At 49.2% G+C, this 24,917-nt stretch carries 21 protein-coding genes and 1 tRNA gene; 12 read left to right on the forward strand and 10 right to left on the reverse strand.

What is annotated here, in order from left to right; genetic code table 11:
- Positions 1-18: 18 nt before the first annotated feature.
- From AC15IQ_RS05425 to AC15IQ_RS05440, 4 genes are all read left to right on the forward strand, one after another.
- Positions 19-3,402: a DNA polymerase III subunit alpha gene (locus AC15IQ_RS05425; protein ID WP_483177653.1), complete on the forward strand. Its 3,384-nt coding sequence runs from the start codon at positions 19-21 to the stop codon at positions 3,400-3,402.
- Between the two features lie 336 nt (positions 3,403-3,738).
- Positions 3,739-4,701 (forward strand): 6-phosphofructokinase, encoded by a 963-nt coding sequence (gene pfkA, locus AC15IQ_RS05430; RefSeq protein ID WP_483177654.1) that lies wholly within the window; start codon positions 3,739-3,741, stop codon positions 4,699-4,701.
- Between the two features lie 28 nt (positions 4,702-4,729).
- Complete coding sequence (pyk, locus tag AC15IQ_RS05435; RefSeq protein ID WP_483177655.1) at positions 4,730-6,478, forward strand: pyruvate kinase; 1,749 nt, start codon at positions 4,730-4,732, stop codon at positions 6,476-6,478.
- 136 nt (positions 6,479-6,614) lie between these two features.
- Positions 6,615-7,454 (forward strand): 3-hydroxybutyryl-CoA dehydrogenase, encoded by an 840-nt coding sequence (locus AC15IQ_RS05440; protein ID WP_483177656.1) that lies wholly within the window; start codon positions 6,615-6,617, stop codon positions 7,452-7,454.
- Positions 7,455-7,629: 175 nt separating this feature from the next.
- Here AC15IQ_RS05440 and AC15IQ_RS05445 read toward each other — a convergent pair whose 3' ends face one another.
- The 6 genes from AC15IQ_RS05445 to AC15IQ_RS05470 all read right to left on the reverse strand — a co-directional run bounded on the left by AC15IQ_RS05445 (position 7,630) and on the right by AC15IQ_RS05470 (position 12,733).
- Positions 7,630-8,058: a hypothetical protein gene (locus AC15IQ_RS05445; RefSeq protein ID WP_483177657.1), complete on the reverse strand. Its 429-nt coding sequence runs from the start codon at positions 8,056-8,058 to the stop codon at positions 7,630-7,632.
- An 80-nt stretch (positions 8,059-8,138) separates the two neighbouring features.
- Positions 8,139-9,293, reverse strand: coding sequence for a GerAB/ArcD/ProY family transporter (locus AC15IQ_RS05450; protein WP_483177658.1), 1,155 nt, complete (start codon positions 9,291-9,293; stop codon positions 8,139-8,141).
- Positions 9,294-9,313: 20 nt separating this feature from the next.
- Positions 9,314-9,541, reverse strand: coding sequence for a hypothetical protein (locus AC15IQ_RS05455; RefSeq protein ID WP_483177659.1), 228 nt, complete (start codon positions 9,539-9,541; stop codon positions 9,314-9,316).
- 13 nt (positions 9,542-9,554) lie between these two features.
- Positions 9,555-10,793 (reverse strand): Ger(x)C family spore germination protein, encoded by a 1,239-nt coding sequence (locus tag AC15IQ_RS05460; RefSeq protein ID WP_483177660.1) that lies wholly within the window; start codon positions 10,791-10,793, stop codon positions 9,555-9,557.
- The gene (locus tag AC15IQ_RS05465) at positions 10,790-12,430 is read right to left on the reverse strand and encodes a spore germination protein (protein WP_483177661.1); all 1,641 of its coding nucleotides are present in this window, start codon (positions 12,428-12,430) and stop codon (positions 10,790-10,792) included. The genes AC15IQ_RS05460 and AC15IQ_RS05465 overlap by 4 nt, the downstream gene beginning before the upstream one ends.
- 218 nt (positions 12,431-12,648) lie before the next feature.
- A tRNA-Leu gene (locus tag AC15IQ_RS05470) sits at positions 12,649-12,733 on the reverse strand.
- A gap of 227 nt (positions 12,734-12,960) precedes the next feature.
- Between AC15IQ_RS05470 and AC15IQ_RS05475 the strand changes: the two genes are divergently transcribed.
- From AC15IQ_RS05475 to AC15IQ_RS05510, 8 genes are all read left to right on the forward strand, one after another.
- On the forward strand, positions 12,961-13,539 hold the full coding sequence (locus AC15IQ_RS05475; protein WP_483177662.1) for an RNA polymerase sigma factor: 579 nt from the start codon (positions 12,961-12,963) through the stop codon (positions 13,537-13,539).
- Positions 13,540-13,572: 33 nt separating this feature from the next.
- Positions 13,573-13,791: an anti-sigma factor family protein gene (locus tag AC15IQ_RS05480; RefSeq protein WP_483177663.1), complete on the forward strand. Its 219-nt coding sequence runs from the start codon at positions 13,573-13,575 to the stop codon at positions 13,789-13,791.
- A gap of 171 nt (positions 13,792-13,962) precedes the next feature.
- Positions 13,963-16,575, forward strand: coding sequence for a DNA polymerase I (polA, locus tag AC15IQ_RS05485; RefSeq protein ID WP_483177664.1), 2,613 nt, complete (start codon positions 13,963-13,965; stop codon positions 16,573-16,575).
- Between the two features lie 21 nt (positions 16,576-16,596).
- Entirely contained in the window at positions 16,597-17,400 is an 804-nt protein-coding gene (gene mutM, locus AC15IQ_RS05490; RefSeq protein WP_483177665.1) for a bifunctional DNA-formamidopyrimidine glycosylase/DNA-(apurinic or apyrimidinic site) lyase, read from the forward strand.
- 79 nt (positions 17,401-17,479) lie between these two features.
- A complete protein-coding gene (gene ytaF, locus AC15IQ_RS05495; RefSeq protein WP_483177666.1) occupies positions 17,480-18,115 on the forward strand; it encodes a sporulation membrane protein YtaF in 636 nt (211 codons plus the stop codon).
- Between the two features lie 10 nt (positions 18,116-18,125).
- Entirely contained in the window at positions 18,126-18,734 is a 609-nt protein-coding gene (gene coaE, locus AC15IQ_RS05500; RefSeq protein WP_483177667.1) for a dephospho-CoA kinase, read from the forward strand.
- Between the two features lie 31 nt (positions 18,735-18,765).
- Positions 18,766-19,332, forward strand: coding sequence for a lytic transglycosylase domain-containing protein (locus tag AC15IQ_RS05505; protein ID WP_483177668.1), 567 nt, complete (start codon positions 18,766-18,768; stop codon positions 19,330-19,332).
- 185 nt (positions 19,333-19,517) lie between these two features.
- Positions 19,518-21,158, forward strand: a complete 1,641-nt coding sequence (locus AC15IQ_RS05510; protein ID WP_483177669.1) for an ABC transporter substrate-binding protein — start codon at positions 19,518-19,520, stop codon at positions 21,156-21,158.
- A gap of 329 nt (positions 21,159-21,487) precedes the next feature.
- Here AC15IQ_RS05510 and AC15IQ_RS05515 read toward each other — a convergent pair whose 3' ends face one another.
- The 4 genes from AC15IQ_RS05515 to AC15IQ_RS05530 form a co-directional block, all read right to left on the reverse strand.
- Positions 21,488-22,360: a damage-control phosphatase ARMT1 family protein gene (locus tag AC15IQ_RS05515; RefSeq protein ID WP_483177670.1), complete on the reverse strand. Its 873-nt coding sequence runs from the start codon at positions 22,358-22,360 to the stop codon at positions 21,488-21,490.
- A gap of 153 nt (positions 22,361-22,513) precedes the next feature.
- The gene (locus tag AC15IQ_RS05520) at positions 22,514-22,873 is read right to left on the reverse strand and encodes a NifB/NifX family molybdenum-iron cluster-binding protein (RefSeq protein ID WP_483177763.1); all 360 of its coding nucleotides are present in this window, start codon (positions 22,871-22,873) and stop codon (positions 22,514-22,516) included.
- A 335-nt stretch (positions 22,874-23,208) separates the two neighbouring features.
- Complete coding sequence (locus AC15IQ_RS05525; RefSeq protein ID WP_483177671.1) at positions 23,209-24,081, reverse strand: ATP-binding protein; 873 nt, start codon at positions 24,079-24,081, stop codon at positions 23,209-23,211.
- A complete protein-coding gene (locus AC15IQ_RS05530) occupies positions 24,078-24,917 on the reverse strand; it encodes a nucleotide-binding protein (RefSeq protein WP_483177672.1) in 840 nt (279 codons plus the stop codon). The genes AC15IQ_RS05525 and AC15IQ_RS05530 overlap by 4 nt, the downstream gene beginning before the upstream one ends.

A 24,917-nucleotide genomic window follows, 5' to 3' on the forward strand; every position in this document is an offset into this window, starting at 1 on the left:
ATGGCGGGGAAAATAAACATGCCCGATTTCGTTCACCTGCACAATCATACCGAATACAGTCTATTAGACGGAGCCTGCCGTATCAAGGACCTGGTAGCTCGGGCCAAAGAGCTGGAAATGCCGGCCCTGGCGATTACCGACCACGGGGTTTTATACGGAGCCGTGGATTTCTATCGTGAGGCTAAAAGGCAGGGTATCAAGCCAATTATCGGCTGTGAGGTCTATGTCGCACCGCGCAGTCGTTTGGACCGGGAAGCCCGTCTCGATTCCAGCCAGTATCATCTGGTATTGCTGTGCCAGAACGAAACCGGCTACCGCAACCTGACGCAGCTAGTTACCCGAGCCTATATAGAAGGATTTTATTACAAACCCCGGGTTGACCACGAACTGTTGCAGCAATACAGTCAGGGCTTGATCGCCATGTCCGCCTGCGTAGGCGGAGAGATCCCGCAGTTGATCTTAGCGGGGCGCGAGCAAGAAGCATTAGAATTGGCTCTCCGCTATGAATCCTGGTTTGGTCCTGGCAACTTCTACCTGGAGATGCAGAACCATGGCATGCCGGAGGAAATCGTGGTAAACCGGGCCCTGGCACAGATCAGCAGTGTAACCGGTATACCTTTGGTGGCCACCAATGACCTGCATTATATTCATAAAAAGGACGCAGAGGTGCAGGATGTCTTGCTGTGCATTCAGACCGGGACGGTTATCGATGATGAACAGCGCATGCGCTTTTCAGGCAGCGAATTCTACTTAAAAACTCCTCAGGAAATGGCGGAATTATTTCGGGAGCATAACGATGCTGTGGCCAATACTGTGCTGATTGCAGAGCGCTGCAACTTCGACTTTGACTTTGGAACTTTTCATCTTCCTTATTATAATATCCCCGACGGTTCGACTCCGGAAGAGCACCTGACTGCTTTGAGCCGGGAGCGTTTCCACAAGCGCTATCCTGCCCCCACCCCGGAAGCGGTGGAACGGTTGGAGTATGAGCTAAAAGTAATTAATGATATGGGCTTTGCCGCCTATTTTCTCATTGTGCAGGATTTGGTCAACTGGGCTAAAGCCAATCAGGTGCCGGTCGGTCCTGGCCGGGGTTCAGCGGCAGGAAGCCTGGTTTCATATGTACTGGGTATTACTACCATCGATCCTCTGGCCTATGATTTGTTGTTCGAGCGCTTTCTCAACCCCGAGCGGGTCAGTATGCCGGATATCGACATAGACTTCTGCTTCGAAAAAAGGGACCGGGTGATCGGTTATATCGTAGAAAAATATGGGGTCGACAAGGTGGCGCAGATCATAACCTTTGGCACCATGGCCGCCCGCGCCGCCATCCGCGATGTGGGTCGAGCCTTGAATATTCCGTATGCCGAAGTGGACAAGATAGCCAAAATGATTCCTGCGGAACTGGGAGTCACCATTGATCGGGCTTTGCAGATGTCCTCAGAATTAATTAAGGCTTACCAGAGCGACTATCATGCACAGCAGATCATTGATACCGCCAGAGCTCTGGAAGGGATGCCCCGGCATGCTTCCATACATGCCGCCGGGGTAGTGATAGGCAAAGAAAGCCTGAACACTCTCTTACCGCTGCAAAAAACCCCTGAAGGCCATATTGTTACCCAATACACCAAGGAAACAGTAGAAGATATCGGGCTGTTAAAAATGGATATTCTCGGTTTGCGTACCCTGACAGTAATAGACCGGGCTGTGCAAATAATCAAACACACCCGCGGAATTGAACTGGATATGGATAGCCTACCCCTGGATGATGTACAGGTGTACCGATTGCTATCCCGGGGGGACACTATTGGGGTGTTCCAATTGGAGAGCGAAGGCTTAAGGCGCATACTGAGAGACCTGGCCCCCAACCGTTTTCAGGACTTAATTGCGGTTATTGCCCTGTACCGCCCCGGTCCATTGGGCAGTGGCATGGTAGAGGACTTCATCAACTGTAAACACCTGCGTCAAGAGATACAATACCTCGATCCCCGCCTGGAGGATATCCTCAAGGAAACCTACGGGGTGATCCTGTATCAGGAGCAGGTCATGCAGATTGCCAGCGACCTGGCCAGTTTTACCATGGGCGAAGCTGATGTCTTGCGCCGGGCCATGGGAAAGAAAAAACCCGAAGAGATCAAGGCGCAGAGGGAAAAGTTCGTTTCTGGGGCAGTAGCCAATCAAATCGAGCCTGAGGTGGCTCAGCATCTATTTGACTTGATGGAGAGTTTTGCCGGCTACGGTTTTAACAAAAGCCATTCGGCTGCCTATGCCCTCATTTCCTTTCAGACCGCATATCTTAAGGCTTATTATCCGGTGGAATTCATGTGCGCATTTCTGACCAGCATCATCGACAGTCAAGACAAAGTGGTCTATTACTTGCGTGAATGCCAGCGCATGGGTATCAAGATTCTGCCCCCGGACATCAACCAGAGTTTTGAAAACTTTACGGTTACCTCCGGAGGGATCCGTTTCGGACTGGGGGCCATCAAGAACGTGGGACTGGGCGCGGTAAAAAGCGTGGTCCGGGTCCGCAAAGAGAGGCCCTTTACCTCGCTGTTCGACTTCTGCAAACGGGTCGACCTGACCCAAATAAACAAACGCATGATCGAAAACCTTATTGTGGCGGGGTGTTTTGACAGCGTGGGGATCAGTCGCAAAGGGGCCTTGTCGATAATGGATGAATGTATTGAGATCGCCGCCCAGATCAAGCTGCAGGATGCCAGTCAGCAGCTATCCCTGTTCGCACCTAAGGACACTATGGTAGAAGAACCTACTCCGGTGGTCAAAGGTGAATTGGAGGCGCAGGAACGCCTCAACCGCGAAAAGGAGGTGCTGGGCTTCTATGTTTCCGCCAATCCTCTGGATGAATACCGCAGCCTGTTGCCCCTTTTGATAAGTCACCAGATTGCCGATCTGCCAGGACTGGGGGATGATTCCTATATCCGTTTGGCTGGTATGGCCTTGAATATGACCCGCCGCACCAGCCGCAAAGGAGACCTCTACGCCCAATTCTATCTCGAAGACCTGAGCGGGCGTATCGAGGTGCTGGTTTTCCCCTCAGCTTTGAAACAGAACATGGATATACTGCAGGCTGATACCCGCTTAGTAATTGAGGGATTTTATGATAATCGTGATGAGACCCCCAAGCTGGTTTTGCGCAAAGCCTTCATCCTGGGGCCCGAGATAAATGAGATGCGTATCGGTTTGAGCAGTGAGCAGAATAATGGCACCAAAAGGCAACTTCTGGCTGTTCTTAAACAACATCCGGGCAGCATCCCGGTGGTTCTGGAAATGCCTGGAAAGAGGATCGTTTTAAACGATGAATTCCGGGTTGAAGCCAATCTGAGTTTTAAGCAGTCCCTGTTGCAGATCAATGGGGTCCGTCATTCGTGGTATGCATAGCTGCTGTAGTTATAAAGGATGTCCCTAATCAGGTGCATGAATGAGAGCAGCATCGGAAAAGACTATATTATCATTATGGCTCTGTAACAGCGCCGCCCTGATAGTTTGCCAGAGACGGGTTTATGAAAAAAGGTTAAAATATTGCGATTGCAGTCACAGAGCATATAATCAGCAGTCAAGGCTCAGCCTGGGTCAATGCCCGGGCCGAAGTGAATCCGCCTTAGCATAGGAGTCTATACCGGAAAGGACAATGTGTCTCACCGCTAAGCGACTCCGGCATTTTCACTTGACTGCTGGCTTATTGTCTATCCGCAAATGCAGCAAGGGGGGCTCGGCTTGAAGCGAGTGGCCGTATTAACCAGCGGCGGAGATGCACCGGGCATGAATGCCGCCATAAGGGCGGTAGTTCGATCGGCGATTTACGAGGGTATGGAGGTTTACGGCGTATACCGGGGATTCGAAGGTTTGATGACCGGCCAATACGAGAGACTCTCCCCCGGTTCGGTGGCGGACATCATTCACCGTGGGGGCACCATCTTGCATACCTCGCGATCCAAGGATTTCATGCAAATGCAGGGGCGGGTCCGGGCTCGGGAGCATATGGCCCGCTTGAGCATTGACTGCCTGGTGATCATCGGAGGTAATGGCAGCCTGCGGGGCGGGTATGAACTGGCCAGTGAAAGCGACGCCATACAGGTGATAGGCATTCCTGCCACTATAGATAATGATGTGGTTTACACCCGTTCCATTGGCTTTGATACTGCTGTCAATACTGTTTTGAGTGCCATCAACAATATTCGCGACACTGCCACCAGCCACGGGCGGGTTTTTATCATTGAAGTGATGGGCAGAAGATGCGGTGAAATTGCGCTGGCAGCAGGTGTGGGCGGGGGTGCCGAATCTATCCTGATCCCCGAAATAGAGCCGGATCTCAACCAGGTTATTGAAAAAATCAAGAGTGGGAATGAACGCGGCAAACTGCACAGCATAATCATTGTGGCCGAAGGGGTTTATCCGGTGATGACGCTTAAGGATGAAATCATGCACGCAACTGGGCGGGATACCCGGGTCAGCATCCTGGGTCATGTACAGCGGGGGGGTACTCCGACCGCAGTAGACCGGATCCTGGCTTCCTACATGGGCAAGGCCGCCATCGATGCCATAGTTCGTGGCAAGTCCAATGTTATGGTTGCCGGGCAGGATGACCGCTGTTATACCATTCCTTTGGGAGAGGTCATTAACGGCCACCGAACGCCCGAACTGGGCATGTTTGAGATTGCACGGGTATTATCCACTTAAAAGGTAGATTAGCAAGGGAGGCTGATCAATGCGCAAAACAAAAATCATCTGCACCATCGGTCCGTCCAGTGAACCGGTAGAGGTGCTGCAAAAAATGATTAAAATGGGCATGAATGTAGCCCGGCTCAATTTCTCCCATGGCACTCACGCAGAACATAAGCAGCGGGTGGAAAACATCCGTAAAGCGATGCAGGTTTCGCAGGAACCCCTGTCTATAATGTTAGATACCAAAGGCCCGGAGATCCGCACCGGCACACTGCAAAAAGGCAAGGTGACTCTCAAGGCCGGGGATCAGTTCACCCTTACCACCGATCCGGTGCCAGGCGATGAAAACCGGGTCAATATAAGCTACGCACATCTTCCCGCGGAAATAAAGCTGGGGGATTGCATTCTGCTGGCTGACGGCTTGATCAGTCTGCAAGTAGAGAGAACCACGGAGACTGATATCATCTGCCGGGTAATGAATGGCGGCGAGTTGGGAGAGCGCAAAGGTATAAATGTGCCCGGGGTCAGGGTCAATTTGCCCTTTTTAAGCGAAAAAGATAAGCAGGATATCGGCTTCGCCATACAGCACAAATTGGATTTCATTGCGGCTTCATTCGTGCGTTCGGCCGATGATATCCTGGAGATCAGGCGCATACTGGAGGAAAATCATGCCGACCTCGATATCATTGCCAAAATCGAGAGCCAAGAAGGGGTCGACAATCTGGAGGAGATCATTCGCGTGGCGGAGGGAGTAATGGTGGCTCGAGGCGATCTGGGCGTGGAAATCCCCGCCGAAGAAGTGCCTCTGGTGCAGAAGAAGATTATCAGACAGTGCATCGCTGCAGGAAAAACCGTCATCATTGCAACTCAGATGCTGGAATCCATGATTAATAACCCTCGTCCTACCAGGGCCGAGGTCTCAGACGTAGCCAACGCTATCTTCGATGGGGCCGATGCTATTATGCTATCCGGTGAAACCGCCGCCGGTAAGTATCCGGTACAGGTGGTCGAAACCATGGCTAGAATCGCCCGTCGTGCGGAAGATGTTTTGCCTTATGAGGATTTCCTGCGTGAAAAGCGCTTCCTAGGTACATCGACCGTGGCCGATGCCATCAGTTACGCCACCTGTACTACAGCCATGAACCTCGATGCTTCTGCCATAGTGAGCGCCACTCATACCGGTCACACCGCCCGCCTTATTGCCAAATACCGGCCGCAGGCCAACATTGTTGCAGCCACCCCAAAGCGGCGCATCTTACAGAAGCTGACCATGGTTTGGGGTGTGAGCCCGGTGTTGATTGAGGGCAGCGCCAATACGGATGAGCTGTTTGAACAGTCGGTGCAGGCTGCCCTGCAGTGCGGCCACATCAAACATGGCGACCTGGTAGTCTTGACCGCCGGCATACCAGCCGGCACCCCTGGCGGCACCAATCTCCTCAAAGTTTATGTAGTGGGAGACGTAATAGCTTCAGGAACCGGTATTGGTCATGAACCGGTCACGGGAAGAGCGGTGGTGATTAAAGGTGACCGCGACCTGCAAAGGCTGGTGGAAGGCGATATCGCTGTCATGAGTAGTGCCGACAGAAGCCTGGCGCCCTATCTGGATAAAATAAAGGCGATGATAACCGAAGCCGGAGGCCTCACTTCTGATGCCGCCATAATAGGTCTGAATAACAATATACCAGTAGTAGTCGGGGTGCGGGATGCCACCAGGCTTTTGGAAGACGGCATGATCATAACTGTGGACACCCCCCGGGGCGCAATTTACCGCGGCTTTGCCCGGGTAAAATAACACCTTTGACATTTTCTAACCATAATTCCTTCCAGGCTTCATTTGTGAAAAAATTTTCATTAAGAAGGATTTTGCGGAAGCTATGTAGAAGGAGATATCACGCCAAAAATATATATATATTAGGAGGGAATTGGGAATGAAGATTATGGTATTGGGTGCTGGGACAATGGGTGCCGGTATTGTGCAGACTGCCGCTCAGGCTGGTCACACAGTAGTCGTGCGCGACATCAAACAGGAATTCGTTGACAGAGGCATAGCCGGCATTGACAAACTGTTGGGCAAAAACGTAGATAAAGGCAAAATGAGCGCAGAAGACAAAGCTGCGGTTATGGGCAGAATCAGTGGCACAGTAGACATGGCTGCCGCAGCCGATTGCGATCTGGTTATCGAGGCCGCTCTGGAAGTCATGGACATCAAGAAAGCCATCTTCAAAGAACTGGACGAGATCTGCAAGCCCGAATGCATTCTGGCCACCAACACTTCCGCGCTGAGCGTGACTGAAATCGCTGCCGCCACTGGAAGAGCCGACAAAGTCATCGGCATGCACTTCTTCAATCCGGTGCCAGCCATGAAACTGGTTGAAATCATCCGCGGCGCCAACACCAGCCAAGAAACCTTTGACGCCATCAAAGACCTCTCCGTGCAGATGGGCAAAGCCCCGGTGGAAATCAATGAAGCCCCTGGCTTTGTGGTTAACCGCCTCTTGATCCCCATGCTGAACGAAGGTATGTATGCCTTAATGGAAGGCGTAGCCAATGAAGCCGATATCGACACCTCCATGAAGTTTGGTGCCGGGCATCCCATGGGACCGCTGGCATTGGCTGACATGATCGGTCTGGATATCTGCCTGAAGATTATGGAAACCCTTTACAAAGAATTTGGCGATCCCAAATATCGCCCCTGCCCGCTGTTGGTCAAATACGTCCGTGCAGGCAAACTGGGCCGCAAGACCGGCGAAGGATTCTTCAAATATTAGAATCCATACATCCAGAAAACATCAGGAGGCTGCCTCAAATGGGCAGCCTCTTTTATATTTCGTTTATGCGAAAAAGGCCGGAAAAAAAAGGCATGAAAAGGCATGGGGACGGTTCTTTTGCCTTGCCCAAGGCAAAAGAACCGTCCCCATGCCTTTGCCCATGCCTTTCATGCCTTTACGAGGGTTGGTCTACTCTCACCAATTTTGATTCTTGGATGATAAAGTAAAGAGTTTTGGAGTCCAATAAACCAGTGGCGTCGAGGGCATGCTTTTCCTGAAATCCTTTTATAAAGGATGGCATTTCATCTTCATTTCTCATCCCCAGGTTCTTGAGCATATTTACGATCTGTTCTTTTTCAGCCGCCGTAATCACCATCACATCAGTGCTCGATACTGAGCCCCGGCTGATGGCAGAAGGGGTATAAGGTGTATTGGCTGTGGCGGAATTGTAGGCGGTCCTATCCGAAAGGGCAGACTGCACTTGCTGGGCTTGTTCGGCCTGCACCAAAATATGCGGAAGGTTGCTGGCCACGCATAATGTGGATCCGGTGATGATTGCCGCCATTAAGACCAGCGATAGAAAAATGTAGTGCTCCAGCTTCATATCTTCGCCCTCCGTGGCTATTTGTACATAATAATTGTACAATAGTCACAAATTATTTTCAATAACAAACAATTAGGGAATTACGTCCTTGATATCTGCGCCTGATTTGCCTCTGGTTCCTGGGTTTGGCGAGGTTGATTATTATCAAGCATACCCATTTTTTTCTTTATGACAGCTGTAAGCAGCAGAAGGGTAGGTATTAGGTACTCAAAAGTCAGAGCTACTCCCGGAAAGGTGTCGCCTACATGGGTGAAGAGTTCTACACTGCTGGGATAAGAGGCCTGGCTCATAATGAGCATTAACATGGCAACCGGCAGGACTAGAGCCCGGTTGCTCTTAAAGCCGCATAATTGAGTAAGACCCAAGGTGACCGCGAATTGACTTAGGGTAATTTTGCCCCAGAAAACCAATATCCAAACAGTTGTCAAATATATCTTTATTCCCGTGGTTTCCAAATAATCGACCAAGGAGAAAATCGAAAAACGATTTCTTGAAGTACCTTCAATGCCCATGATCGATATGCATAATACAATTGTTAAGGAAATAAATATCGTCAAAATAATCGCGGTGACTAATCCTCCAGCCAGGGCATCGCGGCGGCTGCGCAAAAATGGATAAATTATTAAAAGATATAACAACTCTCCCCGGAAAGCCATGGACAGCAGGCTGCCTTCCCCAATCGCCTTCCAGCCTGATTCCCCAATCGGCAACAACGCGGAAAGTTTAGCCAGAGGCATTATCTGTAAGACCGCCAATGCAAAAAGGACTACCGTGATGATCCACAGGTACCATATACTGCGGCTGATACTCTCTATCCCGGAAAACACCGCATAGCTGCTAGCGATTATGCCCAAAAGTGCAACTGCCAGCATAGGGGTCAATCTGAACAGGGCTACCCCATAAAACAAAATTGTAGACTCGGATATCACTGTAATTGTAAACCAGAAAAAAAACAGAATATAGCCCAGCCCCAGCAACTTACCCAGGAATTTGCCCAGGATTAAAGGCAGATATTCAACAAATCCTTTGTCAGGGAAGAGACTGCCCAGCCAGCTGGACACGTAGACGACATATATGGCCAGAGGCAGCACGGCAAAAGATGCCAGCCAGGCGTCCTGTTTGGCAGCAGCAGCAGCAGTGCTGGGGGTAAACAAGACCGCAGTCGTGCCGATAAATGTGACCAGTATGGCCACTATGGTATAAGCGCCGATTTTGTATGTATCATTATTGTTCAATTACCCAGCCTCCGGTCTGTTTACTTGAATAAACCCTCCAAATACGTGGTCACAGGCGCAAACACAAGCTCCATTCCATCTTTTATAGTAGGCAGCTGCCAATCCTGTATAAGTGAGATATTGTAAACCATGCTGATTAACAGGAGGCCGCCAACTACCACCAATTCCCCCCATTGACGGTTTTTTATGAGGTGGAAAAACTCTATTATCGCAATGACCACGATTAATGCGGCAGTGATGTATAACAAATCGATGCCCCTTTCAATCCTTTGTTTCAGCCCTCACGGAAGCGGAATGGGAGGTAAGGTTGGTATGGAGGATGGTGGACTTTACTTCCACCTGCACCTGCAGCCCGGGAAAAATGTCAGCCCAATTATATTTCATCTCCTGCCATTGCCGGGGATAGCGGCGATGGACTATCTCGCCGAATCCGAAGGCATCCACTTGCAGCTGTCTTTGGGCTATATTTAATGCTGCTTCGACCTCTTTTAATACAGCCTGGTTTTGAGCCTCTTCAAGCCTTTCCAAATCATCAGCCATATCCAAGGGAGTACGGCCAGTAACTTCCTCTACCACGCTTTTCACATCTATTTTTACATCCATTATTACCTCGCCATCATTTATATATGGTTTTACCCTGGTCTTGGCCTGGTGGATTTCGGTTAATATGATTCCTTCATTATCATCCGGCAATGAAAACTTGATGCGGCCTTGTTTTACCTCTCCCCGCAGCCATAACAGGCCCCGGCTTTCCTCTTGATTAAGCCATCCCACCATCTTGTCTTCCTTAAACAGGGCAGTTCCGTTGATAGCCAGATCGTACGCTGGCTCAGGGACTTGGCCGTCTAGTAGACCATGTCCGGGCGCATCAGGGCGGGAAAGACTAGGATGTTGTTCAACCAGGCCGGTAAATGGCTGTTCGTAGCCGCTGTCCAAAACCCTGTTGAAATCCGCCAGTCTGAGCAGCCCATAAGTAGAGGTCAAATCCTGATGACGCAAAATATTGTTTAACCGGTGGGTAGGAGTCGATGAAATAGTACCTGCAGTATCCATAAGACTTACCATATCGTTCCCGCGTCCTACCAATAGAAATGCATTGCCACGAAATTGAGGATCGCGGTCCATGTAGTCAGAGATCTCGGTAATGCCGCGTTCACGTGCGAACTGTTCGGAAATTATTAAGATCTCGCTATGAGCAAAGAAGCGCCTGGCAATAGTCTCGTTGGGAAGCTGTTTTAGAGCATCATAAAATGTATCACCCTCAGTAACCTGATTGCGATAGGGCTTTTGTAAAGCCGCCTGGCTCCCTCCGCTGCCCTGCCCGCTCTGCACCGAAGTGTTGATGTACTGAAACACCACTCTGACACGGTTGTTCTCTGCGGCTTCAATTGCAATGCCACTTATAATACCCAACTCCTCTACCTCGCGGCTGTCCCAACACCCCGCCAAGACTAGGATCATAAAGAAAACAAGGCATATCACTAACAACCGTTTAATCATGTCTGTTGCTCCCTCTGGCCATTATTATGAAAACGGCCGGGTTTTAGTTCTGGGGCCTGGCGGATGAGGTCGGGTTTGCCGTATTCGGTGGGGCGCTTTTTCATCCCCCACCACGGCGCCCTAATTACTACATCTTTCAACCCGCCGGTGTGCAATGGCGCTAGAGGGGCCAGATAGGGTACGCCAAAAGAGCGTAAGTTCACCACATGAATCACCAGCATGATGAAAGCTATGGTAATACCATAAAGGCCGAAAGCTCCCGCGAAGAGCATCAATGGAAAACGCAGATAGCGAATGGTAATACCCATACTGTATGAAGGTATGGTAAAAGAAGCTATGCCTGTTGCGGCTACGATGATAACCATCAAAGGCGATACGATTCCGGCCTGTACAGCTGATTGGCCTATGACCAGGGCCCCGGCGATACTGACCGCCTGTCCTATAGCTCGGGGCAGGCGAACCCCGGCCTCCCGCAATACCTCAAAAACGAACTCCATCATCAAGGCCTCAATAAGAGTGGAAAACGGCAATCCCTGGCGATAGGCGGAGATACTTACCAGGAGCCGTGGCGGAATCATCTCCTGATGAAAAGTGGTTATAGCGATATATAGGGAAGGCAAGAAGAGCGAAATAGCGAAGGCGACCCAGCGCAGTTGCCTTACTGCGGTGGTCAAAATATAGCGTTCGTAGTAATCCTCTGGTGAATTGAGGAATGATGCCAATTGAGCAGGCATGATGAGAGCAAAGGGGCTGCCGTCGGTTAGTACCACCACCTGGCCTTCCAGCAGTGATGCGGCTACCCGGTCAGGTCGTTCGGTATGGTGTATGGTGGGAAAGGGCGAATAGGGATTGTCCTCGATCAATTCTTCCAGGTAGCCGCTTTCCAATATTCCGTCGATATCGATGCGCTCCAGGCGCTGTTGCACCTCAGCGATCAAATCCTGAGAAGTAATGCCCTCGATATAAACCATGGCTACATCGGTAGCTGTGACCCTGCCGATGGAAATTGTGCTGAAGCGCAGCTTGGGATGCCTGATGCGGCGGCGGATCAGGGTCATATTGGTCTTCAGGGTCTCGGTAAAACCCTCTCTGGGTCCTCTGACCAAAACCTCAGAAGGAGGCTCACCGATAGCCCTCTCGGCATGCTTGCGTATATCGATAGCCACGGCGGGATGCATCCCATCTACCAACAGAATGACCCCCCCGGACAGCAAACTGGCCACCAGCTTCGGTATGGTGGCAACTTCCGCCACATTTGAGGCAGGCAGGGCTGATTCCACAATAAAGTTGCCAAGGTTGGTTTTACCCGGCGCAAAGTCACCCTGTGTGCTTAAATGTATCAAGGATTGAATGATATCATCGATTAATACTGCAGTATCGACCAATCCATCGATATAAATGATGCAGGCCGGAGTAGCCCGGTTGTTTCCCAGGCGGATTTGGCGATATATGATATCATTCTGTACACCCAGGATCGACCTGAGCTGGCGCAAGTTTTCATTCAGGTGCAGGCTGATCGCTGTGTCAGGCAATTCACCAGTAATAGATGATTTATCCGAGTTGTTGTTCGTGCTGCCGTTGTTATCAGGGGTCGGCTTTCGCGGTGAGATATTTGTCAGCCATTGGAACCATTTCATGATAAATGCGTCTCTCCCTATAATAGTCAATCTTATTATTTGACAAAGACGCCTTTTCATACCCGGGTTTTATGCTGCCTGCCGGAAGAGGCAAATATTTCATTGATAGGAAAGCTTATATATCCTGATATGTGGCAGCCGGGGTTTATTGAGGTTTAAAGTCCTGGTTATTAGCCCAGAAAACAAATAAAGAGGGTTATTACCCTCTATTTTTCTAGTGGTGCCAGAGGTGGGACTCGAACCCACACGCCTCGCGGCACACGATTTTGAGTCGCGCTCGTCTGCCAATTCCGACACTCTGGCTCAGTTAATCAAGGCAAGAATAATTATAAATGGCCCTGCCGGGGTTGTCAAGGAGATAGCTAAGGCCGGGGCCTCGATTTGGAAGGGCCTGACCAAGGTGGACTAATCCGGAACTTACACCATTATAAGGAAAGCGAAAAACAGAGGAATAAGCAGTATGGTGGCGAAAATTGTGATAAATTGATTAATGTAATACATAAAAATCATATTTCTATTAGGAGTAATATATGGATGCGGATATTGAACTGGTTAAACAAACCCTTCAGGGCAATGAAGCGGGGTTTGAAAAGCTGGTTTATACATACCAGGACAAGGTCTACACACTCTGTTACAGATACAGCGGCAATGAAGAAGATGCCAACGACCTGGCCCAGGAGGCTTTTATCAAAGCCTATCGCTCCCTCGGTTCGTTCAAAGGTAACTCACGGTTTAGTACCTGGCTTTATAGGGTGACTACCAATGTATGTTTAGACGAGATGCGGCGCAAAAAGCGCCTTATTCAAACCCAATCCCTGGACCAACCGGTCACCGGGGCTGACGGAGAGATGAGCCGGATCGTAGCAGATGAAAGCCAGTCTGTCGATGTTTTATATGAGGCACAAGAACAGGCCGATTACATACAATCATTGCTAAATGAGCTGAAACCCGAGCATCGCATGGTGTTGCTGCTTAAGGACATCATGGAACTGAGCTATGATGAGATTTCCAAGGTGCTTAACATACCCAGCGGCACTATCAAGTCCCGGCTCAGCCGAGCCCGGGATTTATTGAGAAGAAAATTACTCGATAGGGAACTTTTACCGTGAAGTCCTCGTCATATAAACGAGGAGGCACAAGCCGTGGGAATATGTTCGCAGATACGTCCCTTATTATCAGCTTATCTGGATGGCCAGAATGAAGCGCAAGAAAGCAGGATGGTCAAGGAGCACCTGGAGTCCTGCGATAAATGCCGGGAAGAACTGGCCCAGCTGCAAGGCTTGTGCCGGTTATTGCTGAATCTGGAAAAACCGAGACCCGCTTGTGGCCTGTGGGAATCTATAAAAGCCCGATTACATTAGAACAACAGCGCAGCTATTCAAACCAGAGGACGGGGTTGCCAACGACCCCGTCCGTTTATTTCAACCTTAGTGCCCTCATCATCCCGTGGTTTCCAATGTTTCCCGTGTCCCCTTTATATTATGGAAAATAAAGATGATATAATATTAAAAACATGTTGGAGAGTGAATTGATTGCAAAAGACTAAACTAATGCTTATAGATGGCAATAGCTTGCTTTTCCGGGCTTTCTATGCCTTGCCGCTCTTGCACAATCGGGAAGGCGTTTATACTAACGGGGTTTACGGTTTTCTGACCATGTTTAACCGGGTGGTGGCTGAAGAACAGCCTACCCACGTTGTGGTGGCATTTGATAAAGGCCGGGAAACCTTCCGCAATGAGATATATGAAGCTTATAAAGGCACTCGTTCTGCTCCTCCCAATGAACTGGTAGGGCAGTTTCAACTCCTGCGCGATACTCTGGAAGCGATGAATGTCCCCTATATTGAGATGCAGGGTTTCGAAGCCGACGACATAATCGGCACCCTCAGCAGCAAAGCTGCCCAGCAAGGTGATACTTGCCTGATATTGACCGGCGATTCCGATACCCTGCAACTGGTTTCCGAAACGGTCACGGTTTTGATGACCCGCAAAGGCATAACCGAGATTGATCGCTACAACACCCAGAAGGTGGTGGAGAAATGGGAGGTGGAGCCCGAGCAATTAGTGGAAATCAAAGGCCTGATGGGCGATACTTCGGACAACATACCGGGCGTTCCCGGCATTGGCCCCAAGACCGCTATTAAATTAATTAAGCAATACCAGAGCCTGGAAAACCTCTACCAGCACCTGGACGAATTAAAGCCCAAACAGGCCGAGCTTTTGGCCCGCTACCAGGACCAGGCCTTCACCAGCCGGACTCTGGGCACCATCATCCGCGATATGGATCTGAATTATGATTTGGATGACTATGAACGGCGTTCACCGGACCCTGCCATCTTGATGGAATTGTATCAGCGCCTGGAGTTCAACACTTTGCTAAAGAACTTGCAGCAGCGTCTGGCCGAACAACCTACAGCGCAACCCCAACATCCACCGGTCGAGATCGAAATGATAGAGACCCGGGACGAATACCAACAAGCCCTGCAGTTACTTGGCGATGAAATCGGTCTTTTAATCAATGCCAGTTATCATCACCCCATGTGGGCGCGGATTGAAGAAGTATATCTGTCTGCAAATCACAAGGTGTTCGGCCTGGCTATCACGGAACAGGAAGAGGACAGGCTGCAATGGTTAAAGCCGATGCTGGAATCAAGTGATATTAAGAAATCCATCCATAACGCCAAGTTCGCACAAGTTTTGCTGGCCCGTTGTGGCATCCGTCTCAGAGGGGTGACCCTGGACAGTCTATTGTTAGCATATGTACTTGATCCGGTCTTTGACGGTGAACAGCTGCGGGACACACTGTATAAATACCTCAATATTACCTTCCCGGGAGACCAGCCCGGACAGCAGGCGGCACAATTGATTACGTTGGGCAAGTCTCTGCAGGCCGATTTGCCGACAGAGTCACAGTCCCTTTATTATGATGTGGAGCTGCCCCTGTCTGCAGTGCTGGCCACAATGGAGCTTAACGGTATCAGGGTGGATGGTGAGGTCCTGCGTGATATTTCTGAGGAGATGGCTCTCCGTATAGAGTCTGCCGAAGAAGTGATATTTTCGCAAGCGGGGGGAACTTTCAATATTAATTCGCCCCGTCAGTTGGCTACGGTGCTTTTCGAGAATTTGGGTCTGCCGCCGGTGAAGAAGACTAAAAGCGGTTATTCTACTGATGCTGAGGTGTTGGAACAACTATTGGATCAGCATGAGATAATTGGCCACATCTTAGACTATCGACATTTGACCAAGTTGAAGACCACCTATGTGGATGCCTTGCAGAGCCTTATCCATCCCCAGACGGGGCGGGTGCATACCATTTTCAAGCAGGCTCAGACCGCTACCGGCAGGCTTTCCAGTGTTGAACCCAACCTGCAGAACATCCCGATCCGTATGGAAGAAGGCAGGCGCATACGGGCTGCCTTTACCGCCCAGGACAGTGACCATGTAATTCTGTCGGCCGATTACTCGCAGATAGACCTGCGTTCACTGGCCCACATCAGCGGGGACCAGATCCTAATCGAAACCTTCCGCCAGGGCATAGATATCCACACCCGCACCGCAGCCGAGATATTTTCGGTTGCTCTAGACCAGGTCAATGCCGAAATGCGCCGCAAGGCCAAGGCTATCAATTTCGGTATCATATACGGCATGGGGGATTTCCGACTCGCCCATGACACCGGGGTGAGTCGTAAGGAAGCGCGCATTTACATTGATAATTACCTCAATACTTATCCCGGGGTGCAGCGCTATATGGAAGAGATAGTAGAGTTCGGCCGAGAGCATGGTTATGTAGAAACAGTCTTGAAACGCCGTCGCTACCTGCCCGATCTGCGGGCCAAGAACCGCATTGTGCAGAATAATGCCCGGCGCATCGCCTTGAACACCCCTATACAGGGGACTTCCGCTGATATCATCAAACTGGCTATGATTGATGTCTTTAATAAACTGCAACAGCGTGGTTTGGAATCTTCTTTGTTATTGCAGGTGCATGACGAATTGGTCTTAGAAGTACCAAAGGAGCGCAGCCAGGAGGTGGCCGCGCTTGTCAAGTCCAGTATGGAAAATGCCTACCAGCTTAAGGTGCCCCTGCTGGTTACAGTGAAACAGGGTCCAAACTGGTATGACATGAAAGAGATAATGGTAGATTAAATAAAAAAGGAACGTTGCCTGATGCCAGAACTGCCGGAAGTAGAGACTATAAAAGAAACTCTGCAGGATATCGTAGGTTTGACCTTAGATGACATAAAGATATTGAAACCTGAATATGTGCGCTCCTGGCAAAACCAGCCCGACGTTTATCTTGGCCGGCGTATTGCTGCAGTTTCCAGGCGGGGAAAGTATTTGCTCTTCGATTTTGAGAGGGGATTATACATGGTTGCCCATCTGGGCATGTCGGGGCGTATCTACCTGGAACCCCGAGAAACCGCATTGGAGAAACATGTACATATTGTATTTAGCCTCAACACCGGACAGCAGCTGTGGTTTCAGGATGCCCGCCGCTTTGGGGGACTATGGCTGCTCAAGGACTACGGCGAGATGTTTGCCACCATGGGGGTTGAGCCTCTCTCCAGACGCTTTTCCACCTCATATTTGGCACCATTGCTTGAAAACCGCCGCGTAGCCATAAAGACCCTGTTGCTGAACCAGCGAATGATCAGCGGGATCGGCAATATATATGCTGACGAAGCTCTATATAGAGCAGGCCTCCGTCCCGAACGTCCGGCTGGATCTCTGCAACCCGCGGAAATACGCCGTCTGGTCAGGGCAATTAAACAAGTGCTTAGATCGGGGATAGAACAGCGCGGTACCACTCTCAGGGACTTCCAGGACGGTTACAAGCAAAAAGGAGAATTCCAGGATTACCTCAAAGTATATGGGCGGGAAAATGAACCCTGCCCGGCTTGTCGACAGCCTATCGTGCGCCAGGTCATCAATGGGCGCAGTAGTCATTTCTGCCCTATCTGCCAGAAATAATCATCCCTCACATAGTGACACTTCTAGCCATATAGTAATTACGAACAGAAGAGATTACTAAGGTTAGAGGTGCTTAGCAATGGAATTTATCGTTATGGTGATGTTTGCCGTGGCGATCAGTGCAGATGGATTCATGGTGGGCCTTTCTTATGGACTGAACAAAATCAGAATACCGCTTACATCATTGCTGGTCATTGCCCTGGCCTCCTGCATCGCGGTGACTACATCCATGCTGGTCGGGCAGGGTTTGCTGATCTATCTGCAGCCCAGGGGAGCGGCCAATATTGGCGCATTGGTAATCATTGCGGTGGGCATATATTTTCTGCTGACTGCTTTTCGGGAGAAGATAAACCGTCTTGAGATAGATGAGCAGGAGCCCTTTATCACCTTTTCTATTCGTTTTTTGGGTATCATAGTACAAATATTGAAAGAACCCTCAAAGGCAGACTTTGACGCCTCGGGGGAAATCAGCACCAGGGAGGCTTTTTTCCTGGGTCTGGCTCTGGCCCTGGATGCACTAGGGGCTGGTGTCGGGGTGGCCATGACCGGTTTTAACATTTTATATACTGCCATAACGGTCGGTGTGGTAAAATTTATGGTGGTCAATCTAGGAATCATTTTAGGGCATCGGGTGAGCAACCGGCGTTTGCAGAGCATCACCTCGTGGGTTCCGGGGCTGGTGCTTATCTGTATCGGACTGATGGAATTCGTATAGGGGTAGCCATATGTTGTATATTGTGGGCATAACCGGCGGCATAGCCAGCGGCAAGAGCACGGTAGCCAGGCAGTTGCGCAGCCTGGGTATGATGGTGATAGATGCCGATGAATTGGCCCGTCAGGTGGTCGAACCGGGCCAGCCGGCATGGCAGGACATTGTGGATAGTTTCGGGCCGCAGTATCTGAAGGAGGACCAGACCATTGACCGCCTCCGTCTGGGTGAATTCGTATTCAGCAACCCCGAGCAATTGAAGAAACTGAACTCGTTGACCCACCCTCACGTAATGAATGAGTTTAAAAACCGCATCAGGGAAATAGCAACCGCTCATCCTGAGGCCGTTATCGGGCTGGAGGTGCCGCTATTATATGAGACTAATATGGATAAAATGTGCGATCAGGTCTGGGTGGTATGGGTAGACCATGAAACCCAGTTACAGCGCTTAATGGCCCGCGACGGCCTAGACCGCGAGGATGCTGAAAAGCGCATCGCGGCGCAGATGCCCCTGGATGAAAAAGCTCGCCTGGCCCAGGTGGTAATAGACAACCGCTATTCTTTGGAGCATACTCAGCGACAGGTCGCCAGATATTTCCAAGAAATTAAACAGGCTGCACAGTAGTATACTTATTAAACGGGGAGTAGGGGGTGGGATGGTGCGCCTTCGTGTAGGCAAAGGTCTGGCGGCTGTGATATGGGCCACGATTATCGTTTTTATAGTCGTGACCTTGACCTTCCCCAAATGGATCACCCTGTTCTATCCCCAACCACACCGCGCCATTGTATTTAATGCGGCGCAGCACTACGATGTCGATCCGTACCTGGTATTTTCCATCATTCGTGCTGAAAGCGGATTTCGTACCAATGCACAATCAGCTGTCGGAGCCAGGGGATTGATGCAGATAATGCCTGAAACTGCTGAGTGGATTGCCCAACAAAGGGGTATCAAAGGTTTTGACCCCACTGACCTGCATGATCCTCAGACCAATATAGAATTCGGGTGCTGGTACCTGGGCAACCTGAACAAGGAATTTGCCGGGCGCCTGCCCATGATAGTAGCATCCTACAATGCTGGCCGCGGCAGGGTTAGGGAATGGGCTATCAGCGGGCAGTGGGATGGCAGTGACCAGCACTTGGAGGGGATTCCCTACCCGGAAACCCGGCAGTATGTAAAAAACGTCCTGCAAAACTATCAAGCCTACCAGGCTATTTATAAATAAGCCCTGCCGTCTTTATCAATATCGATGAACACGGTCATTCTACCGGCCGTTGGATAAATGAATAGACTTGATGGTCAGCCCTTCGGAATAATGCCTGGGGCTGATTTGCTTTATTCCGACACCTGGCATATCATTCCCTGGATTACAATATAATGGAAAAGAATAATTCCGGGGGAGGGAAAAGTATGATGATCTACTGGCGGCGCAGGACAAGACCGGCCATATTGTTATTACTGCTGGCTGTAGTGGTGGCAGGGGTCACTGTGTATACCGCCAGCCGTCTGGTTTATACTGCCAGCCTGGACAGTCGGGCTTTGAATGTTGGCCTGACCGCTCCCATCAATAGCCTGGAGCCCGCTGAGATGAGCAGTCATGAAGAACATCTGGTTGGAGCTATGGTTTACGAAGGTCTAATCTATTTTGATGATAAAGATAAACGGGTCAGACCTCTGCTGGCTGAGAGTTGGAAGTACCAGGACGATGGACTGAAAATTGTGTTTAAGCTGGCCGAAGCGCGGTTTTCAAATGGAAAGAAACTTGAAGCCGCTGATATAAAAACCTGCTGGGAAAAGTCCCTGGCAGGCAGCAAAGAAGTGAGCTACAAATCCATGTTCCTTTGCATAGCGGGCAGCGCCGAATTCCTGCAGGGCAAGAGCCCGGAGATCTCAGGGCTGCAAGCCAGCAAAGCAAACACCTTAGAGATTACCCTCACCAGTCCCAACTCGGCCTTTATCTATATGCTGACTCATCCGGTTTTCTGGGTTTATGACAGCCAAGAAAAAGCCTCGCCAGCGCCGGGCACCGGCCCCTTTATACTGCACCAGAACAGCGACCAGCGTCTATCCTTCCTGCAAAACGAGCATTATCACCGCGGGGCTGCGCCGATAAAAGCCATCGAGGTTAAGATATTCAAAGATCCGGCCCAGGCCCTGGCTGAGTTCAAAGGCGGCCAGTTGGACTATTTGGATAAGGTCAGCCCCCAGGATCTGCCAGTGGTGAGAAACGACCAGGAGTTACGGCCGTTGTTAGTAGAGAAACCTTTGTATACTTTGTATGGAATTGGTTTCAATTTGAAGAAAAAGCCTTTCAACGACAACTACCTCTTGAGACGGGCCATAAACTATGCGATCGACCGCCAGGCCATCAATCAAGATGTTCTCGGGGAGACCTATGTGCCCCTGAAGGGAGTGCTCCCTGAAGGGATGATGGGGCATAACCAGGACATGCCGGGCTACATCTACGATCCCGAAAAGGCCCGCCAACTGCTGGAACAGGCCGGTTATCCGGGAGGCAAGGGATTGAGCCCGCTGATGTTGGCTTTCAACCAGGACGAAGGCCACCAGCGGGTGGCGGAAACGGTAGCCCAGCAACTTTCCGAAGTAGGCATACCGGTGCAATTGGCGCCACTGACCTGGGAATATTACAAAAAGCAACTGGCGGGTTACAATTTAGGCCTGTTCAGATTGGAATGGGCTGCCGATTATCCTGATTCTGACAGCATACTGTACAGCCTGTTCCACAGTGCCAATATCGGCTCTACTAATTACATGGCCTATAACAATCATCAGGTGGATCAGATGCTTGAAGCGGCGCGAGCTGCTATGGATGATGGGGCGCGGGCCAGACTTTTGCAGAAGGCGGAACAGATCATAATCGACGACGCTCCCTGTATTTGGCTGTTCCAGACTGCATCTGCCAAGTTGGTGCAGAGCAATGTCGATAATCTGAATGTAGGAATCCTGGATACAGTGGACTGGTCTAAGGTCGTATTGAAGAAGCCGGTTATTAGCCAAACCGTTAATCAACCCCAAGAAGGCAAAGTATAAAAAGCGCCGTAACGAAAAACCTCCCTGATGGGAAGTTTGTTTTTAATCAAGCCTGAATTTTGGTTGCATTTTTTAAGCGTCTTCAAAGGAGAAATGCAGTTCTGTCGAATATTCATAAGTGACTTCGCCTCCTTGCGATGGTTGGTTTGGTCACTTACTAATTCGACAAAATAGGGGGTGAAGTCCTTTTTCTGGGTAATTAAAATCCCTCTAATTCGAGGCATAGCTATTATGCAAAAGTCTCACATATGTATTCAATGAGTATAATCAATGATTTTTATTGTGTCTCCAACCTTCTTTGCAAAAATCTTCCAACACCGTCTCGAATGTTAAATTCTTTCTTTCATCAATACAATTTCATTTTTAAGCAGCCCGCACCTTTCCATAAAAAGATTACACTTACACAAAAAGATATAGTAAATGTTGCCGCTCCTGGTTTCATGTAATGATTCGAAGTTACCCTGGCCCTTGGCAATAATTACATCGGCATTATTGAATGCCTGTTTGAAGCTATCTGAACAGTGTTCCAGTACCGTCCCCGGCATATCAGTGCCGTTATTGATAATGTGAGCATAGCTATCCATACCAACCAAATAAGCATCTTCTTCCGTAATATCGTTCAATATCGCTGCTCCCCGGGTAGCGAAATCCACCTGTAGATCGGGAAACTCTGACGTAATAGTGCTGATAAATATCTTGTCAAACACGATTTCTCCGGCGTTGTCACCCAAATAAAGAAGTTTTTTGGCCTTGCGTAGATCAGATTTCAACGACGCAAAGACATCCTGATCAAATTCTCTTTTTAAGGTCCGGTTCAAGACTCTGAGGACTGTATCTCTAGATAGATCATGACCAGGGCCAAAATCGATTATGTTTCCCGCTGCGGCCAACTTCAAAGCCGTTTCCAGTGGGTCTTCGGCTGCCCTGATAAGGTCAAAAAATTCATTTTCCAGCTTGAGCATTTCGGAATTGTAATACAGCTTCTCTTCGCGATATGGATCTGGATTTTGCAGGGCGTCTTTTAAGACTCGGTGAATTTTACAGGACATATCAAGAGTGCTTTCGGTGTCTTTGCTGGCACCGATCTCCCGCATGATCTTTTTCACCAAACTGCACTGAACATCTTCACTTTCCAGATGAATTTTGCTTAATCTGACCGCTTGGTTGACTAAACATCCCAGGCATTCCACGTTCGATTTCATTATGGACCTCCCGTTAAAGGCATATAATGACCTATCCACCAAGCAGAAGCAACGATGTACCGGGCTACTTTCAAAGCCGACATAATTGGGGCTGCGGCAGCAAACCTTATACGCCATCAGATATTTTTTATATAGTGTAATCAGGCCGGGCTTCTAATGTCCGCATTCACCATGATGCTGATGTTCGTGGCAGACTGATCCGGTAGACTTAAGCATGCCTTGCAGATATTCCTCTACCACAGCCTTGGCTTCACCTCTGGCGCCTACGATCACCTCAATCTCTTTTGCATTGAATATGTCAATGGCGCCACCGCCCATACCACCGGAAATAATCACATTAACGCCCTTGTCGTGCAAAAAGTTTGGCAGAAATCCCGGTATGTGTCCAGGATTGGGAATGGTTTCGCTCTTAATGATTTGGCTTTTTTCAGTATTAAAAATCATGAAACTCTCACAATGTCCAAAGTGTTGCGTAACCATTCCATTATCACTCGCTACTGCAATTTTCATCATTTCTTTTTCCTCCTCTTTTTGGTGTTTCAGTAAATCCATCAATTCCCTTTATAAAACTCTATCAGGCCTTTATCCAAGGCTTCCAATACTTTTGCGTCAACGAAATTCACTGATACCAAAAGCCTTGGCTATAAAGAGATCTCTTATCCTTCCCCTTCGAAGCACTGCAAAATTTAATCGCGATTCTGGACATTTCGTCAATCTCCTGCACTTGCTCCGGTGTCAAACAACAGCCTGTGACTTTTAGTTGCTATATATAAGCTGAGCCCGTGGTCATTGATGTAATCTCCACAAATTGATGTGTTTTCCACTAAGGTTTTCATAATCATGCATTATCACTTCCAATCCTCAAAAAGCAGCTTCATGGTCTCATCATAAACTCCTCTTGCCGCACGGCCTGACGAACAGTCTATATCAACAATGGTCTGTCCCTTGTTAATTGCCTTTACTGCATCCGTGTCAAAGGGTATACGACCCAAAAAAGGTATGGCGTAAGTATGGCAGAATGACTCGATTTTTTGGGTATTGTCAAGATTTGTATCATATTTGTTGATGCAAACCGCTATTCTGGTTTGAAAGGTCTGGGCAGTTTTTATGATACGTTCCATATCACTGATACCCGATAGGGATGGTTCGGCAACAATTAAGACCATATCCACACCGCTTATCGATGCAATGACCGGGCACCCTATCCCGGGAGAGCCATCGATGATTGCCAGTTTGGTATCCACAATCACTGATTTCATCTGCTTTTTTACTTCCGTAACCAGCATTCCAGAAGTACCGCTTCCCATCTTAAGCTGGGCGGTGGAGAATACCCTGTTATCGTCTAAATAAAGCATCAGTTCACCTGCTATCGCCGGTTTTAAAGCTACCGCATTAACAGGGCAGACCGCTTCACAGACCCCACAACCTTCACAGGCATAGTGATCCACCTGGTATTCGTGATGGTGGTTGATTGCGTCAAATCGGCAATGCTCACGGCACAAGTCGCATTCGATACATAATTCGGCTTCTATTTTCGCCTTAGGCAGCCCGTAATAGTCAGTCCGTGTGGGTTCAGAGGACATACCCATTATCAGGTGAAGATTGGGCGCGTCTACATCACAGTCCGCGTAAACCCTGGCATTAGCCAGTTTAATAAAAGCCCCTGCCAAGGTTGTTTTCCCGGTGCCGCCCTTACCGCTTAGGATTAGTAACTGTTTCATTTCTGCACCTCCTCGGTCACTATCTGCAGCAGGGCAGAGAACAGCATTTTATAATTTTCATTTTCCCTTACAGCGATTTGGGCATTCGAGTTCAGCAACCCCAGCTCATTATCAAATGGTATTCTGCCTAAAATCCTGATGCCTTTTTCCAGGCAGAATTCCTCCGCAGGGTTTTTCCCCTCCAGGCACTTATTAAGCACTACTCCATGGGGCTTATCAAATAACTTGACCAATTCATAAACCATATTGAAATTATGAACCCCGAACAAGGTAGGCTCCGCTACCAATATACAGTAGTCTGCATCTCTGATGCTCTCCATGGCAATACAGGCGCTTCCCGGCGGGCAGTCTATAAAGATGAATTCTGGCCCTGGCAGTATGTCATTCAAAAGCTTCTTTATAATAGGTATGCCCGATGCTTCACCGATGTTTAATATCCCGGTATTTACCGTTACATTCTCTGATGTCCCTTTTTGCACCCTACCAATAACCTTATCTTGTTCCGACAGGGCTTTTTCAGGGCAGAACAATATACATCCCCCGCAGGAATGGCAAACCTCGTTAAAGATCTTTAACTTCCCATTGATATAAGCCAGGGCATTAAATTTGCAAAAATCAACACATATTCGGCATCCATTGCATAGCTGTTCATCTACGGAGGGGATCTTAATGGCTATTTCTTCCTCCTCAACACCTTCAGGTCTAAAAAACAGATATCCATTCGGCTCCTCAACATCACAATCAATGTAAACTGAGGTTTGCGTTGCAGCCGCCAGATTTACCGATACCAACGTCTTACCGGTGCCACCCTTGCCACTAAGCACAGCTATTTTCAT

Source organism: Syntrophomonas sp. DTU019 (assembly GCA_913757435.1).
Classification (GTDB): domain Bacteria; phylum Bacillota; class Syntrophomonadia; order Syntrophomonadales; family Syntrophomonadaceae; genus DTU019.

Coding starts and splice junctions, on each gene's coding strand:
- AC15IQ_RS05515 (WP_483177670.1), bottom strand. CDS start 22,360: ATGAAATCGAACGTGGAATGCCTGGGATGTTTAGTCAACCAAGCGGTC.
- AC15IQ_RS05445 (WP_483177657.1), bottom strand. CDS start 8,058: ATGAAGCTGGAGCACTACATTTTTCTATCGCTGGTCTTAATGGCGGCA.
- AC15IQ_RS05510 (WP_483177669.1), top strand. CDS start 19,518: ATGATGATCTACTGGCGGCGCAGGACAAGACCGGCCATATTGTTATTA.
- AC15IQ_RS05460 (WP_483177660.1), bottom strand. CDS start 10,793: ATGATTAAACGGTTGTTAGTGATATGCCTTGTTTTCTTTATGATCCTA.
- coaE (WP_483177667.1), top strand. CDS start 18,126: ATGTTGTATATTGTGGGCATAACCGGCGGCATAGCCAGCGGCAAGAGC.
- AC15IQ_RS05520 (WP_483177763.1), bottom strand. CDS start 22,873: ATGATGAAAATTGCAGTAGCGAGTGATAATGGAATGGTTACGCAACAC.
- AC15IQ_RS05530 (WP_483177672.1), bottom strand. CDS start 24,917: ATGAAAATAGCTGTGCTTAGTGGCAAGGGTGGCACCGGTAAGACGTTG.
- ytaF (WP_483177666.1), top strand. CDS start 17,480: ATGGAATTTATCGTTATGGTGATGTTTGCCGTGGCGATCAGTGCAGAT.
- AC15IQ_RS05440 (WP_483177656.1), top strand. CDS start 6,615: ATGAAGATTATGGTATTGGGTGCTGGGACAATGGGTGCCGGTATTGTG.
- AC15IQ_RS05525 (WP_483177671.1), bottom strand. CDS start 24,081: ATGAAACAGTTACTAATCCTAAGCGGTAAGGGCGGCACCGGGAAAACA.
- mutM (WP_483177665.1), top strand. CDS start 16,597: ATGCCAGAACTGCCGGAAGTAGAGACTATAAAAGAAACTCTGCAGGAT.
- AC15IQ_RS05475 (WP_483177662.1), top strand. CDS start 12,961: ATGGATGCGGATATTGAACTGGTTAAACAAACCCTTCAGGGCAATGAA.
- AC15IQ_RS05425 (WP_483177653.1), top strand. CDS start 19: ATGCCCGATTTCGTTCACCTGCACAATCATACCGAATACAGTCTATTA.
- pyk (WP_483177655.1), top strand. CDS start 4,730: ATGCGCAAAACAAAAATCATCTGCACCATCGGTCCGTCCAGTGAACCG.
- AC15IQ_RS05465 (WP_483177661.1), bottom strand. CDS start 12,430: ATGAAATGGTTCCAATGGCTGACAAATATCTCACCGCGAAAGCCGACC.
- AC15IQ_RS05505 (WP_483177668.1), top strand. CDS start 18,766: ATGGTGCGCCTTCGTGTAGGCAAAGGTCTGGCGGCTGTGATATGGGCC.